Below are 14,101 nucleotides of genomic sequence, written 5' to 3'. Positions count from 1 at the left end.
ATTTCGCAACAACTTTTATAGGGCTGCTGCGAAATTGAATTGCTCATCGACTGAAACTAAACCGTTTTAGTATAGTTCTCAACTACAACTTTACCTCTGTAAACCAGGTTGCCTTCGTGTACGTGTGCACGGTGCAATTGGTGGATTTCTCCGGTTGTAGCATCAGTTCCCAACTGCTTTCCGGTAAGGAAATCGTGCGCTCTGCGTGAATCGCGACGGGTGCTGGAATGTCTCCGCTTAGGATGTGCCATGATATTTTTGGTCTATTGTTATTTACTATTTGTTATCTGAGCTGTTGTGCTCTATCTTTTTATCCGTCAGCTGAAGCAGACGGCAAATTGATTCTTTTTTGTTGCGTTCTTTGCAGTTGGTTTTGACCAACTGATTCTAAGCATAAGCAAGATGCTTCTTTTTGTTCTGTATCAATCCTTTGCAGTTGATTCTAATTGATTCTTTTTCTGCCCCCTTCAATCCTCTATCGTCGGTTTTAACCGACGAATCAAAAAAGAAAGTTACTTTTTCAAATTCTTCAAGGCTTCCCAGCGAGGGTCGATCTTCTCTTCATCCTCACCTTCTTCCCCTTCCTCCGATTCTCCGCCGGAAGTATACACCAATGTGCCTTCTTCCTCATCCCCCTCCAAATCGAACTCGTCTTCCTCTGTCCGCAGGCTCGGGTGGAGCTTTTTGACCGGGAGCGACAGCGCGATAAAGTCGAAAATGTAGCGCGCTACGTTGATCCTGTTGGTGTTACGGCTGATGATCTCGATCTCTTCCGTCAGCTCCTCATTGTGATCGCCGAACTTCAATATGATGCGTTCGTCGGAATCAATCGGTTCTTCGAACGGTTCCAGTGTGCGGTCGCAAGTCAGGGTTACGCTTCCTTTTGTTTGAAAACGCAGCTGGATCATCGTTGCCGATTTGTTCAGGACCACGTGCGTTTTAAATTGCCCGTGCTCGATCAGATCCTGCTCCATTTCTTCGAAAAAAGCGTCGCCAGACTCCATATCATAGTCATACTGTTTGTCTTCCAAACCGTAAATGTCTATGTTGTATTTACTTAGCTCTTTCACTTTTTCTGTCAAAAGGAGTGCAAAGGTAATGTGTTTCAGTTTAATAAAAAACATTGGGCCGGAAAATTGTTGGCCTTCCGGTACTAATGCGCTGCATTATCAGATTTTCCGGGCCGGATTGCCAAAATAGGTGGCGCCGGCAGGAACATTCTCTACGACGACCGATCCTGCACCGATCCGTGCATTCTTGCCAATTTCAATACCGGCCACAATCACCGCGCCGGAACCGATGAACACGCCATCGGCCAGCCTCACGCGGTCGTTTACAATTGCGCCCGCGCCGATAGTCACGAAATCGCCCACAATGACGGAGGTGTCGATAATCGCGCCCGTTTGTACCAGGCAGTGATGTCCGATCACCGTACGGGCTCCGATAGTGGCGCGTGCCGCGACGAGGTTACCGTGCCCGATCGACGCCATGCCCGAAATCACCGCGCTGTCGTGGATCGCGTTCACGGGCATATTCTTATGCTCCTCGTTCAGTGTTACTACGAGTCGCTCGCGTACCGAGCGCTCGCCGATCGCGATGAATGCCTCGCATTTGGAACCTATAATATTAAGGTAGCTCGGATCGTCGGTATTACCAAGCACGCTCACTTCGCCGAACTCCCTGCCATGCAGCTCCGCGTGGTCGTCGAGGAAGCCATACACGAGCACATTATTTCTTCTGAAAATATCGAGGGCCTGCATCCCGAGGTCGCCGGCGCCAAAAATTAGTACGGGGTTTTCCATAAATATGTTGATATTGAATAAAAAGTCTTCATTTGACAGGTTAGTTCAAATGAAGACTTAAAAATCAGGCCTGAATATAATGCTTACAGGAATGTCACCCTGAAAACAAACGGGCTGCCGTAGGGCGACAGGTTCTGGCCGCTGTATTTGTCGATCTGGCTGTCGTAACTGAGATTGTACAGGGCCGTCAGATGTACCGCCTTGATAAATTTGCCTCCGATCGGCTGCGAATACGAGGCCCCGAGCATCGGGGAGCCCAGCCATTGCCGTTTCTGGTACGATCCCTCCACGTTCAATGCCTCGAATTCGCCGATAATGTTGACCACCGGGATCACATTATACATTAGGAACGCGCGACCGCCATAGTAGGCGGTGTTGATATCGTAATATTTGTAGCGGAAATACATGATCGTCGCGCCCACGCCGCCGACCAGCTTTTCGGTAATCTCGTAACCTGCCATCGGCGACAGGTTGATATTGGTAACAGTTCCCAGGCTCAATCCGAAACTGCCTCCAAGGCGCAGCCGTTCGATAAACTTTTTATCCTTGAAATCTTCCAGCTTCTTCTTCTCTGCCAGGACGGGCTTCTGATCTTGCGGTTTCCTTTCGACGGGGGGGGACTTCCTTCCTTTCCGGCTGCTCTTTACGCAACGAATCGGGACGGTAGTACTCGTCGTTTTGCGCCATGAGAGAGGGGCTGATCAAAACCGCCAGCAGGAATATCACTGGCAGGAGGATTTTACTTTTCATCTGAAAATCGTTTATTTTATAATATTGTAACTGGTAACGTAGGAACTTCTGTTTTTGGTCTGCTCCAAACTGCGCTTCCGGCCCTCTTAACACCACGCGTTTAGTCTATGCATTATTACGTTTCCGTACCTGACCCGCAATCCCGTTTTCTCGACATCACCTACACCATTCCTGAAATCAACGGCGATCACATCGAAATCCAATTGCCGGCATGGCGCCCCGGGCGGTACGAATTGCAAAACTTCGCCAAAAATATTCAATTTATCGAAGCGATCTCACCCGCCGGTCACAAACTGCCCCTGCATAAGGTAACCAAAGACCGGTGGCGGGTTGGAACTGCGGGCCAAAACGAGGTACGGATACATTATACTTATTACGCCTCCATTCAAAATGCGGGCAGCAGCTACGTGGACGAGGAATTGTGGTACCTCAATTTTGTCAACTTCTGCATGTATACCGAAGGCCGGATCACCGAACCTTACTACGTCGAGCTGGATTTGCCCGAAGGTTACGAGATTGCCTGTGGATTGCCGAAGGCAGGAAAGAATGCGCTTGCGGCAAGGGACTTTTATCAACTGGTCGACAGCCCGATGCTGGCGTCGGCAAGTTTGCAAAAATGTGAATACGAAGTCCGCGGTGTGCATTTCAATATCTGGATGCACGGGAACCTGAAACCCAACTGGCGACGTATCGAGCGTGATTTCCGGCGCTTTTCGCGGGAGCAGATCGCCATGATGCAGGAGTTTCCGGAAAAGGATTACCACTTCCTGAACCTGATATTGCCAACTGCATTCTATCACGGCGTGGAGCACCAGAATTCCACGATGATCGTACTCGGCCCGGACGACGAGGGTGAAGGTCTCTACTCCGACCTCCTGGGCGTAAGCTCGCATGAGCTATTTCACGCTTGGAACATCATCCGCATTCGCCCGGCGGAGCTTTTGCCTTATGATTTCACCAAGGAAAATTATTTCGAGACCTGCTTCGTGGCCGAAGGTTGTACGACTTACTACGGCGATCTGTTCCTGAGGCGGGCCGGCGTTTTCAACGACGAGGCATATGTGAAGGAACTGCAGGTGTACATGAAGCGCCATTTCGAAAGCAGCGCCCACGCGGCACAGTCGCTCGCGGAATCGTCGTTCGATCTCTGGCTCGACGGTTATGAGAAAGGCATTCCGAACCGGAAAGTGTCGGTCTATCATAAAGGTGCGCTGGTAGCGCTTATTTTGGATCTGTATTTAAGGAGGAAAACCAACCACGCGCAGTCGCTGGATGATGTGATGCGGTTGTTGTGGGTGCGCTTCGGCAAGCCGTTTATCGGTTATACGCTCGAAGACTACATCGCGATTGCGGAAGAAGTGGCCGGCGAATCGCTGGAATGGTATTGGGAAGAATGCATTTTCAGCGCTACGCCATTGGAAGATCGCTTGAATGAGGCGCTCGCGTTTGTGGGGCTGCAAATGTCGGTTTTCAGCAATGGCAATGTGCAGCTGAATGTGCTGGATGATTTCAAGGCGCAGGTGCAGCGGGAAAAGTGGCTTGAAACCGCACAGGTGCTGACGATCGAAGAGGAAGAGTTGGAGGACGAGGAGGAGGAAGAATGACTTCGGCTGTCGGCAATCGGCTGTCGGCTTTTTTGCGGAACGCGAATGGTCGTCTGCGGCTCTATTGAAAGTCGCGGACAGCCCCCTTTCGATTATTGATATCCAAAGTTCAACCCAACTCCGCTTTCAAAGCGGCTTCGAGGTCACCGTATTGGTATCGAAAAGCGGTTTCCCGCTCTATTCTTTCATTTATCACATAATTCCCGCCCAGTACGGCCCCGGCCATTTCTCCGAAAGCCAGTTTTAATGCGAACGCAGGCACATTAGGCAGCCACCGGGGGCGGCGGAGCACTTTGCAAATTGCCTTTATAAGCTCGTCGTTCGTTACGGGCGGCTTTGCAACCGCATTGTAAGTCCCATGCCAGCTTTCGTTTTCCAGCGCTTCGATGTACATGGCGCACATATCGTCGAGGTGGATCCATGAAACCCATTGCTTGCCCGAACCCAGCGGAGCGCCAAGCCCGAAACGTGCGGGGAATGCCATTTTCGGGATTGCGCCGCCTTCTTTAGCGATAACAATGCCGGTCCGGAGTTTTACCGTGCGAATACCCAGCATGGTAATTTCATCCGCGGCTTTTTCCCATTCGACGCTGACTTGCGACAAAAAATCGTTGCCTGCGGGGGTAGCCTCCGTGTTCCTGCGATCACCGGTGTCCTGCCCATAGTAGCTGATGCCGGATGCGGAAGCGAATGCGACGGGTTTTACAGGTTGTTCAGCCAGTTTTCGTGCGATGAGCCGGATGGATTCGGTGCGGCTTTCAAAGATAGATTTCTTGCGTGCGTCAGTCCAGCGCCCTTCGGCGATGTTGGTACCGGCGAAATGCACGAGGAAATGCAGGTTATCGAGCGCACCCTCTTCGATATATCCTCTTTGAATATCCCATTCAAAAACGCGAACGGAAGGGATATTCGTCCTTTTCCGGCTTAGGAACGCGACTTCATAGCCTTTATCGAGCAGCATCTGGGTCAGTCGCATGCCGACAAGCCCGGTGCCGCCGGTAATCAATACTTTCTTTCCCATAGGCGTTGGTTTGTACAAAAGTATATCGTGCTAGATATCAGACTGCTGCGGGGCGTCGTGTGGCGGCTCCTGCTCGATCGCCTGCGTAACACGTGCAACCATTTCCTCCACCGATTCACCGGGCTGGAAATGCATGGGAGGTTTGAAATGCACGGTCAGCCGGGTATTCCGTTTTTTGAAACGCAATCCTTTTTTATCAAAAGCCCTTCTGAAACCATTAATGACGACCGGGATCACGATCGGCCGATGGTCATTAATTAAGTGCGCGGTGCCCTTGCGTACAGGGGCATACGGTTTGGTAGTCCCCTGCGGAAAACTCACCACCCATCCATGCTGCAGGCCCATTCCGATGCGGTCCTGCGCAGAAGTGTCGAGCTGGCGCTTGACGTCCTCGCCATTGGCCCGCCAGGAGCGTTCGATGGTGATAGCCCCGCCCATGCTGAACACTTTGGGTAAAAATCCGCCTTTCATGGTTTCGGCAGCAGCCACGTAGTACATCCTTGCCCGGGGCGAAAGCAGGTAGAATGGCGGGGATATGGTATCCTTGTAGCCCCATTTGACGGCGCAAAAAATATGGAAGAACGCGATAACATCGGCGAAATAAGTCTGGTGGTTGGAAAGAAAAAGCACACCCTGATCGGGCAGGTCCATGAGGTTTTCGGTGCCGGTAATGCGGATCTTGTTGACGGCCGTGTAGCGGTAATAGGTAAACCAGCCCAGTATAAATATGAGTAACCTTTTAATAACCAGAAAGTTGCCGAATGGATCTTTCTCGAACAGGCCCAGAAAATCCAGCCGGGCGAGCCACGGGGGCAGCGCGCTGTATGTGATCTTTTTAAAACTCATAGTGCAGTAGAAAATGCATCATTCAATGAAGGTCAGGGTTCTTGTTTTAAAAGTCTTGTATCACCCGGGTGGAGCTCCGGATTACCGACGAAGATGTAATTTAGATAATATGCAGAGGCAAAGGAAAATATTTTTCATGCACTCATTGCCGAAAGCCGACAGCCTGCAATTCGAAGTCACGATTTGGCATGATTCTTTGCGTATAATTCGCGAGAACCTTTAATTTTGACCAACTCCTTCATTCAAGTCATTTTTCAAATTTTATGAAAATGAAATACTCATTTCACATTCTGCCGGCGATTGTGGCGGCTGGAATGCTGGCAGGTTGTTCTAAAAACCCCGTGACAGGTAAAAAAGAGCTTGTCTTTATGTCTCAGGAAAAAGAGATCGCGCTCGGGGCCGAATCGCATCCGTCTATCGTGGCTACAATGGGCATTTACGACGATAAAAACCTGCAATCCTTCATCAATGAAAAGGGAATGGCGATGGCCAAGATATCGCACCGGCCCGATTTGCCCTACAAGTTCTTCATCGTAGACTCTCCGGTAGTCAATGCATTTGCGGTACCCGGCGGTTACGTATATTTTACAAGGGGGATTATGGCGCATTTTAATAACGAGGCCGAATTCGCCGGCGTGCTGGGGCATGAAATAGGGCACATTACCGCGCGGCATTCGGCGCGGCAGCAGACTTCGCAGATATTGGGACAGGTTGGCCTCGCGGCGGGCATGGTACTTTCCCCGCAGGTACGCGCGATGGGCGAGCAGGCGCAGCAGGCATTGGGCTTGCTCTTTTTGAGTTACAGCCGCGACCATGAGACCGAATCCGATAAAATAGGCGTCGATTATTCGAGCAAAATCGGCTATGACGCCAGAGAGATGGCTGATTTCTTCGGTACGCTGAAAAAAATCAGCGAAAAGGCCGGGCAGTCTATTCCTACGTTCCAGTCGACGCACCCCGATCCGGGCGACCGTATGAACAAAGTGGGCAAGCTCGCGGCCGAATACCAGACCGCTCACCCAGGCAAGTATAATGTGAACCGCGACGTGTATTTGCGCAAGATCGACGGCATTATCTATGGCAACGACCCGCAGCAGGGCTTTGTGGAGAACAACAATTTTTACCATCCATCGCTGAAATTCCAGTTCCCGGTTCCGAGCGGCTGGCAATATGAAAATTCGCCTGTACAATTCCAGATGGCAGCGAAAGACGGAAAGTCGATGATGCTTTTCACGCTGGCGGACGGCAAGTCGCTCGACGAGGCGGCGCAGGCAGTGGTGAAAAACTACGGTTTGAAAGTGCTTGAAAACAACAAAACGACTATTAACGGCAATCCGGCGCTCGTCATGGTGTCGCAGCAGGTAGAGCAGGGGCAGAATGGCCAGGCAGCGGCCGCCACTGCCAATACCATTCAGGTCGGGACCTGGCTGATCCAGTATGGGGGGAACATCTACGCCATTCACGGTGTAGCTGCGGCGGGCAACTATGCCGCCAATGCAGGCCAGTTCCGCTCGGTGGCACAGGGTTTCAAATCGGTTTCGGACCCCAATATCCTGAACCGCCAGCCCGAACGCATCCGCATTAAAACCGCGCAGCGCGACGGTACATTGAGGGATTTGCTTAAAGAGAACAATCAGCCCGACAACAAGCTCGACGACCTGGCCATTCTGAACGGCATGGCGCTTACCGATAAGGTGACGAAGGGGACGCTTTTCAAGACGCTCGGAAAATAAGCCTTACTTCGAAAAAGAGTAGAGCGGCGGCACGAACGGATGTCGCCGCTCTTTTTGTTAGCCGTTCGTCCATACCATTCTACCATTGGTCATGGGATCCAAAACTTTTTCGTCTGAAATTTGGTTGACATATCAACACAATTTACCTTTGTATCATCATGAGCGCAAACATCGATAGCTGGCAGAACCTTCGGGAGGAGTTGAAGAACTCCCTGCAGTTCAAACTCGGGGCTGTCACCAAAACTGTTTTCAAGAAAATGAATGCGGAGCTGGTCAATGAGGGAATACCCGTTTTGGCCGAGCAGCTTCCGATCCTTATGGTTGTATATTTCCAGGAACAGGCACGCACGCAACAGGACATTGCGAATATTTTACAGAAAGATAAAGCGGGTATCCAGCGTTCGGTGCAGACTTTGCATAAGGATGGCTTCCTGAAAATCGAGGGCGACTTAGAGGATAAAAGAAAGAACCTGATATCGCTTACACCAAGCGGAAAGTTTGTCTGTGAGCGTATTCAATCGCTGGCAATCGCATTCAATAGCCAGATTATGGAGCATTTTACAGAGCAGGAATGGGCTACTTTCCTGGGGTATCTGGACCGCGTCGTCAAAATAGTAGACAAATAAAATTTTTTAAATAAATAGTTGACATATCACCAGTAGAGGTATCAACTATCTGGTATTAGCCACAAATGAACAACAGGTCAAATGAAAAGTAAATGGATCGCAGCAATCATAATCGCAACCGTTTCGGTGGCGCCGGGCTGGGCGCAGACGCGCCTGACCCTGAAAGATTGCATCGCATACGGGATCAAGAATAACGGAAATGTCAAAATAGCGCAGTACAAGGAAAGTACGGCAGTTCAGCAGGGACGTGAGGCGCTGGCGGGTTATTTGCCCCAGGTAGCGGGTAACGCGTCGCTCGACGACAACCTGAAACTGCAATCGACCGTACTGCCGGGAGCGCTCTTCGGGGGCGAGGACCGGCGGGTGGCATTGGGTACCAAATACCAGAGCAATGCTTCGGCGCAAGTCGACCAGGTGGTTTTCGACCAGTCGCTGCTCATAGGCATCAAGGCCAACAAGCCCAATCAGGAGAATGCCGCATTGAACTCGCGCAAAACGAAGGAAAACATTATTTATAATGTAGCCAACGCCTATTACCAGGTGTTTGTGACTTCGCAGCAGATCGCGCTTTTGAAGGATAACCTGGATAAAACGAGCCAGATACTGGGCACTTTGAAGCTGCAACTCGACAACGGCGTGATCAAGAAAGTGGATTATGACCGCACGCAGGTGAATTTGAACAATATCAAATCCCAACTAACATTGGCCGAAAGCAACCTTACCCTTGCCGAAAACCAGTTGAAGTTCCAGATGGGCATGCCGCTGAGCGAACAACTTGTTTTGGCAGATAATCCGCTGGACCAACCGTTCAAACTCGTTGAACCCGGCCAATTCGACGCGGCTAACCTCACCGATTTTAAAATTCAGAACCTGAATATGGAATTGCAGGAATTGGAGAAAGCGCGGATTAAGGCGGGATATCTGCCCAAACTATCGGTTTACGGGCGCTATGGCGTACAGGCGCTGGGCAATGATCTCGGAGCTTCGTGGGGTAACTGGTTCAGTTACGGCGCCATCGGTCTGAAAGTGAGCATCCCGATTTTCGACAGCTTCCGCCGCGACGCGCAATACAAGCAGGCTGATCTGAACCTGATGACGCAGAAAGAGCAGCTGAAACTGAACGTTCAGAACTACGAACTGCAAAACAGCAACGCGTTGACCCAGCTTCAAAAAGCAAAATCCAACCTGGCCAGCGACGAAAACAACGTAGCCCTCGCAAAAGAGGTGTACGACGTGACCACGCTTCAATACCGCGAAGGCACAGTTCCGCTCACCGACTTGCTCAATGCCGAAACCTCCTACAAGGAAGCGCAAAGCAACTACATCAACTCGATGCTGAGTTACTATCAGGCGAAACTCGGATTGGAACAGTCGCAAGGCAGCCTCAACGATTTTTACACAGCATTACCATAACACTTCATCAACAAAAGTTCACTCATTTGACATTCGGTCATTCAATCATTCAGTCATTCAAAATTCCATGAAAAGAAAACTCATCATCATCGGTTCCATCGCCCTCATCGGCGTCCTGATCGGTTTGCGGCTTGTTGCCAACAAGGCCAAGATCGACGAGAAGAAGAAAATGCCCGACAATAAAAACGTGACTATTCCGGTAACAGCCATCGCTGTGAAGGAAGGCAGCGCAGACCAGCAGCTCATCCGCACGGGTAGCCTTATTCCTTATAAAGAAGCGGAAATCATGGCTACCGCGGCAGGTAAAGTACTTTCGGTGAAATACGATCTCGGCTCGCACGTAACGCAGGGCGCGACGATCGTGAAAGTGGATAGCCGCCTGAAAGAGCTGTCGCTCCAAGCCACTGAATTGAATATCAATAAACTGAAAAAAGACACCGACCGCTATACCAAATTGCTGGCGGGCAATGCGGCTACGGAGATCCAGGTGAACGATACCAAATACAACTACGAAAATGCATTAAACCAGGCCGAGCAGATCAAACAGCAGATCAGCGACGCGTCTATCCAGGCGCCGATCAGCGGCCGCGTTGTGAAGAAAAACATCGAGCCGGGCGAGTTTGTGAACGTAGGCACCTCGCTGGGAACGATCCTCGACGTGTCGCGCCTGAAAGTGCAGGTGATGATCAACGAAAACGATGTGTACAAGCTGAAAGAAGGCCAGCACGTGCAGGTTAGCACCAGCATTTTCCCCGGCAGGAAGATCGACGGCGTGATTTCCTACATCGCCCCGCAAGGCGACGAGTCGCACAACTATCCGGTGGAGATTGTGATCAAAAATTCGACCGGACTAAAAGCCGGTACATTCGTAACCGTGGAATTCCAGCAAAAAAGCAGCCAGCAGGCATTGCTGATCCCGCGCAGCGCGCTTGTGGAAAGCGTGCGTAACCCGTATGTGTACATGGTGGAAGGCGGCTTGGCGAAGCAGCGTAAGATCGAAGTAGGCCGTGAAATAGGCGATAACGTAGAGGTGTTGTCCGGCCTGAAAGCGGGCGAGACGGTGGTTACGACCGGGCAGATCAACCTGAGCGAAGGCGCGGCGGTTACCGTTACCCAATAAGTTTCATCAGCAAACTGAAAGAATTATGTCAATTACCGAAGTAGCCGTAAAGAGACCGCTCTTCATAACCGTAGTATTCGTAGTACTGGTACTATTCGGTTTGATCAGCTACAACCAATTGTCTTACAATCTTTTGCCTAAATTCGAGGCGAACGTTGTGAGCGTGATGACGACCTACCGCGGTGCATCCGCGGACGAGGTCGAAACGAACGTGACGAAGCATATCGAGGATGCTGTATCGGCCATCGAAGGTTTGGATCAGATCAACTCGACTTCGCAGGAAGGTGTTTCGTCGGTGATTATCCAGTTGAAACAAGGTGTGAGCGTGGACCTGGCACAACAGGAAGCGCAACGCAAAGTGGAGCAGATCATTTCGCTCCTGCCCGATGACGCCGATCGCCCGGTGATCAATAAGTTCTCGACCGATGAAATCCCGGTTTTGAGAATGGGTGTTACTGCGAACCTTTCCCCGTCCGAACTCTATGATCTGATCGACGACAAGCTGAAACCTCAGCTTTCGAACGTGACCGGCGTGGGCCAGGTGACGATTATCGGCGGTACGGAACGCCAGATCCAGGTGAATATCAGTCAGGATAAATTGAAGGCGTACCATTTGTCGATCAGCCAGGTTTCGGCGGCGATCAACAATGCGAATACTTCCTATCCGGCCGGTCAGGTAAAAACCAAGGACGACCAGTTGTCCATCCGATTCGATGCAAAGCTGACTACCGTTGAGAATCTTCGAAATGTAATCGTAGGTAAATCTTCGAATGGCGGGCAAATCTTTCTGCGCGACATTGCGGAGGTGTACGACGGCGTGGCCGACGCTACGGCTGTGAACCACATTAATGGTCGTCCGTCGGTGGCATTACAAATCCAAAAACAATCCGACGCGAATGCCGTGGACGTGAGCAAGCTCACCCGCGAGCGCCTGGCCAGCCTGGAAAAGCAATACGAAGCGCAGGGATTGAAGTTTAATATCGCTTCCGACCAATCGATCTATACATTGGCATCGGCCGACGCGGTGGTATTCGACCTCGGGCTGGCCGTGCTGATCGTGTCCGTGGTGATGCTTTTGTTCCTGCACAGTTTCCGCAGCTCTATGTTCATTCTGGTGGCATTGCCATCCTCGATGATCCCGACATTCATATTAATGAGCCTGATGGGCTTCTCACTGAACCTGATGACACTCATGGCGCTCTCGCTCGTGGTAGGTATCCTCGTCGACGACTCCATTGTGGTTTTGGAAAACATCAACCGCCATATGGAAATGGGGAAAAGCCGCTGGCAAGCCGCATTGGATGGCCGGGCCGAGATCGGGTTTACCGCATTGGCCATTACCCTTGTTGACGTGGTGGTATTCGTGCCGCTTGCATTGACGCAAGGGCTGATTGGTAACATTCTCCGGGAGTTCTCGCTCGTGGTCGTATTCTCGACGCTGATGAGCTTGTTAGTATCATTCACATTAACCCCGTTGCTCGCGTCCCGTTTCGGTAAGCTCGAGGTTTTGGATAAAAACAGCCTTTGGGGCCGTTTGAACCTGGGTTTTGAAAGGTTTCTGGATAATGTAAAAGAAGAATATGGCCGTATCCTGACCTGGGTACTCGGTCATAAACGCTACATTTTCCTGCTTTCGTTTGCATTGATCGTCGGATCCATCGCATTGGTGCCGGGCGGATTCGTAGGAGCGGCATTCATGCAGCAAAGCGACCGCGGCGAGTTGAACGTTTCGCTCGAACTGGCACCGACCGCATCTGTTTACCAGACTAACCAGATAGCGCAAAGGGTTGAGAAGATTCTTTTGGCTAAACCGGAAGTGACCAAGGTATTTACCAACGTCGGGTACAGCAGCACTGGTTTGGGAACTACTTCGAACAGCAATATCGCCGACCTGACCGTTCAGTTGGTGGATAAAAAGGAGCGTAGCATTTCGTCCGAAGAATTTGGCCAGAATATTCAAAAGGAAATCCTGCAAATCCCGGGTGTAAAAGTGACCGTCGCGCCGACTTCGATCACGGGTAATGCCAACCAGGCGCCGATCCAGGTGGCCGTGAAAGGAACCGATATGGCCGTGATCCGTAAAACCGCCGCGCAAGTGAAGGATATCGTGGCGTCCGTACCAGGTACGTCCAACGTCGATTACTCCGTCGACGACCCGAAACCGGAAGTAGGCGTAACCCTCGACCGCGAGAAAATGGCGCAACTCGGCATCAACGCCGCCGAAGTGGGCGCTACCTTGCAAACCGCATTCCGCGGCGACGACCGTTCGAAATTCAAACAGAATGGCAAGGAGTACGACATTATGGTCAACCTCGACCAGTTCGACCGCTCGAAGGCCGACGATATCCGCCAGCTAACTTTCGTGAACAACCAGGGCCAGACCTTCGAGTTATCGCAATTCGCAACTGTGAAGGAAGGAATGGGCGAAAGTGTGTTGCAGCGTATCGACCGCCTGTCGTCGATTACCATCAACTCGCAGGTAGTCGGTCGTCCGTCGGGCTCCATCGGTGCCGACATTCAGGCCAAAATGGCGAAAGTGAAGCTCCCGGAGGGCATCAGCATCGAATACCGCGGTGATCTGAAAAACCAGGCCGACGCATTCGGTAGCCTCGGTGCCGCGTTGCTACTTGGTATCGTGCTCATCTACCTGATCATGGTGGCGCTCTACGAAAGTACCGTTTATCCGTTCGTCGTGCTCTTCTCGATCCCGGTGGCCCTGGTCGGTGCATTAACCGCTCTCGCGCTCACCATGGAAAGTTTGACCATATTCTCCATTGTGGGTATGATCATGCTCCTGGGTCTGGTAGCCAAAAACGCCATCCTGATCGTCGACTTCGCCAACCAGCTAAAATCGGAAGGCTATGCATTAAAAGAAGCCCTCATCGAAGCCGGTAAGGAACGTCTCCGCCCGATCCTGATGACGACCATCGCGATGATCGCGGGTATGCTCCCCATCGCCCTTGCTTCCGGCGACGGCGCCGAGGTGAAGAATGGTATGGCCTGGGTGATCATCGGTGGTTTGACGAGCTCACTTCTTCTGACGCTGTTCCTGGTGCCTAGCGCATATTATGTGGTGGATAAAATCAAGGAGCGGTTGGCGAAGCGGAAGAAGCGGAAAGTGAAGGAGGAGATGGTTTTGGAGGCATAGCATATTCAAACCATGGCGTACCGCGACCGAAATGTTAC

At 51.3% G+C, this 14,101-nt stretch carries 13 protein-coding genes; 6 read left to right on the top strand and 7 right to left on the bottom strand.

The features are described from left to right. Window positions 1-56: 56 nt before the first annotated feature. The 5 genes from rpmF to ABV298_RS12095 all read right to left on the bottom strand — a co-directional run bounded on the left by rpmF (window position 57) and on the right by ABV298_RS12095 (window position 2,552). A complete protein-coding gene (rpmF, locus tag ABV298_RS12115; RefSeq protein WP_015813599.1) occupies window positions 57-251 on the bottom strand; it encodes a 50S ribosomal protein L32 in 195 nt (64 codons plus the stop codon). Window positions 252-512: 261 nt separating this feature from the next. Continuing rightward, window positions 513-1,124, bottom strand: coding sequence for a DUF177 domain-containing protein (locus tag ABV298_RS12110; protein ID WP_353722358.1), 612 nt, complete (start codon window positions 1,122-1,124; stop codon window positions 513-515). Window positions 1,125-1,169: 45 nt separating this feature from the next. Continuing rightward, window positions 1,170-1,802, bottom strand: a complete 633-nt coding sequence (locus ABV298_RS12105) for an acetyltransferase (RefSeq protein WP_353722357.1) — start codon at window positions 1,800-1,802, stop codon at window positions 1,170-1,172. 83 nt (window positions 1,803-1,885) lie between these two features. Next, window positions 1,886-2,302 (bottom strand): hypothetical protein, encoded by a 417-nt coding sequence (locus ABV298_RS12100; protein ID WP_353722356.1) that lies wholly within the window; start codon window positions 2,300-2,302, stop codon window positions 1,886-1,888. A gap of 40 nt (window positions 2,303-2,342) precedes the next feature. After that, window positions 2,343-2,552: a hypothetical protein gene (locus ABV298_RS12095; protein ID WP_353722355.1), complete on the bottom strand. Its 210-nt coding sequence runs from the start codon at window positions 2,550-2,552 to the stop codon at window positions 2,343-2,345. A 107-nt stretch (window positions 2,553-2,659) separates the two neighbouring features. On the opposite strand from ABV298_RS12095, the gene ABV298_RS12090 reads away from it, so the two are divergent. Then, a complete protein-coding gene (locus ABV298_RS12090; RefSeq protein ID WP_353722354.1) occupies window positions 2,660-4,156 on the top strand; it encodes a M61 family peptidase in 1,497 nt (498 codons plus the stop codon). A 109-nt stretch (window positions 4,157-4,265) separates the two neighbouring features. Here ABV298_RS12090 and ABV298_RS12085 read toward each other — a convergent pair whose 3' ends face one another. Beyond that, on the bottom strand, window positions 4,266-5,177 hold the full coding sequence (locus tag ABV298_RS12085; RefSeq protein WP_353722353.1) for a TIGR01777 family oxidoreductase: 912 nt from the start codon (window positions 5,175-5,177) through the stop codon (window positions 4,266-4,268). 30 nt (window positions 5,178-5,207) lie between these two features. Then, a complete protein-coding gene (locus ABV298_RS12080; RefSeq protein ID WP_353722352.1) occupies window positions 5,208-6,023 on the bottom strand; it encodes a lysophospholipid acyltransferase family protein in 816 nt (271 codons plus the stop codon). Window positions 6,024-6,286: 263 nt separating this feature from the next. On the opposite strand from ABV298_RS12080, the gene ABV298_RS12075 reads away from it, so the two are divergent. The 5 genes from ABV298_RS12075 (at window position 6,287) to ABV298_RS12055 (ending at window position 14,063) form a co-directional block, all read left to right on the top strand. After that, window positions 6,287-7,756 carry a M48 family metalloprotease gene (locus ABV298_RS12075; protein WP_353722351.1) on the top strand — a complete coding sequence of 490 codons (1,470 nt, stop codon included), beginning with the start codon at window positions 6,287-6,289 and terminating at the stop codon, window positions 7,754-7,756. Window positions 7,757-7,914: 158 nt separating this feature from the next. Next, window positions 7,915-8,382, top strand: a complete 468-nt coding sequence (locus tag ABV298_RS12070) for a MarR family transcriptional regulator (protein ID WP_353722350.1) — start codon at window positions 7,915-7,917, stop codon at window positions 8,380-8,382. A gap of 81 nt (window positions 8,383-8,463) precedes the next feature. Continuing rightward, window positions 8,464-9,795, top strand: a complete 1,332-nt coding sequence (locus ABV298_RS12065) for a TolC family protein (protein WP_353722349.1) — start codon at window positions 8,464-8,466, stop codon at window positions 9,793-9,795. A 67-nt stretch (window positions 9,796-9,862) separates the two neighbouring features. Next, on the top strand, window positions 9,863-10,915 hold the full coding sequence (locus ABV298_RS12060) for an efflux RND transporter periplasmic adaptor subunit (RefSeq protein ID WP_353722348.1): 1,053 nt from the start codon (window positions 9,863-9,865) through the stop codon (window positions 10,913-10,915). A gap of 25 nt (window positions 10,916-10,940) precedes the next feature. Beyond that, window positions 10,941-14,063, top strand: coding sequence for an efflux RND transporter permease subunit (locus ABV298_RS12055; RefSeq protein WP_353722347.1), 3,123 nt, complete (start codon window positions 10,941-10,943; stop codon window positions 14,061-14,063). Window positions 14,064-14,101 lie beyond the last annotated feature (38 nt).

The organism is Dyadobacter sp. 676 (assembly GCF_040448675.1).
In the GTDB taxonomy this organism is placed as follows: Bacteria; Bacteroidota; Bacteroidia; order Cytophagales; family Spirosomataceae; genus Dyadobacter.
Note: the sequence above shows the minus strand (reverse complement) of the source record. Positions and strands in the feature narration are given on the sequence as shown.

Excerpts from the sequence above, each read along its gene's own strand:
- ABV298_RS12075 (WP_353722351.1), top strand. The coding sequence starts at position 6,287 with ATGAAAATGAAATACTCATTTCACATTCTGCCGGCGATTGTGGCGGCT.
- rpmF (WP_015813599.1), bottom strand. The coding sequence starts at position 251 with ATGGCACATCCTAAGCGGAGACATTCCAGCACCCGTCGCGATTCACGC.
- ABV298_RS12070 (WP_353722350.1), top strand. The coding sequence starts at position 7,915 with ATGAGCGCAAACATCGATAGCTGGCAGAACCTTCGGGAGGAGTTGAAG.
- ABV298_RS12055 (WP_353722347.1), top strand. The coding sequence starts at position 10,941 with ATGTCAATTACCGAAGTAGCCGTAAAGAGACCGCTCTTCATAACCGTA.
- ABV298_RS12090 (WP_353722354.1), top strand. The coding sequence starts at position 2,660 with ATGCATTATTACGTTTCCGTACCTGACCCGCAATCCCGTTTTCTCGAC.
- ABV298_RS12110 (WP_353722358.1), bottom strand. The coding sequence starts at position 1,124 with ATGTTTTTTATTAAACTGAAACACATTACCTTTGCACTCCTTTTGACA.
- ABV298_RS12105 (WP_353722357.1), bottom strand. The coding sequence starts at position 1,802 with ATGGAAAACCCCGTACTAATTTTTGGCGCCGGCGACCTCGGGATGCAG.
- ABV298_RS12080 (WP_353722352.1), bottom strand. The coding sequence starts at position 6,023 with ATGAGTTTTAAAAAGATCACATACAGCGCGCTGCCCCCGTGGCTCGCC.
- ABV298_RS12085 (WP_353722353.1), bottom strand. The coding sequence starts at position 5,177 with ATGGGAAAGAAAGTATTGATTACCGGCGGCACCGGGCTTGTCGGCATG.
- ABV298_RS12065 (WP_353722349.1), top strand. The coding sequence starts at position 8,464 with ATGAAAAGTAAATGGATCGCAGCAATCATAATCGCAACCGTTTCGGTG.
- ABV298_RS12060 (WP_353722348.1), top strand. The coding sequence starts at position 9,863 with ATGAAAAGAAAACTCATCATCATCGGTTCCATCGCCCTCATCGGCGTC.
- ABV298_RS12095 (WP_353722355.1), bottom strand. The coding sequence starts at position 2,552 with ATGAAAAGTAAAATCCTCCTGCCAGTGATATTCCTGCTGGCGGTTTTG.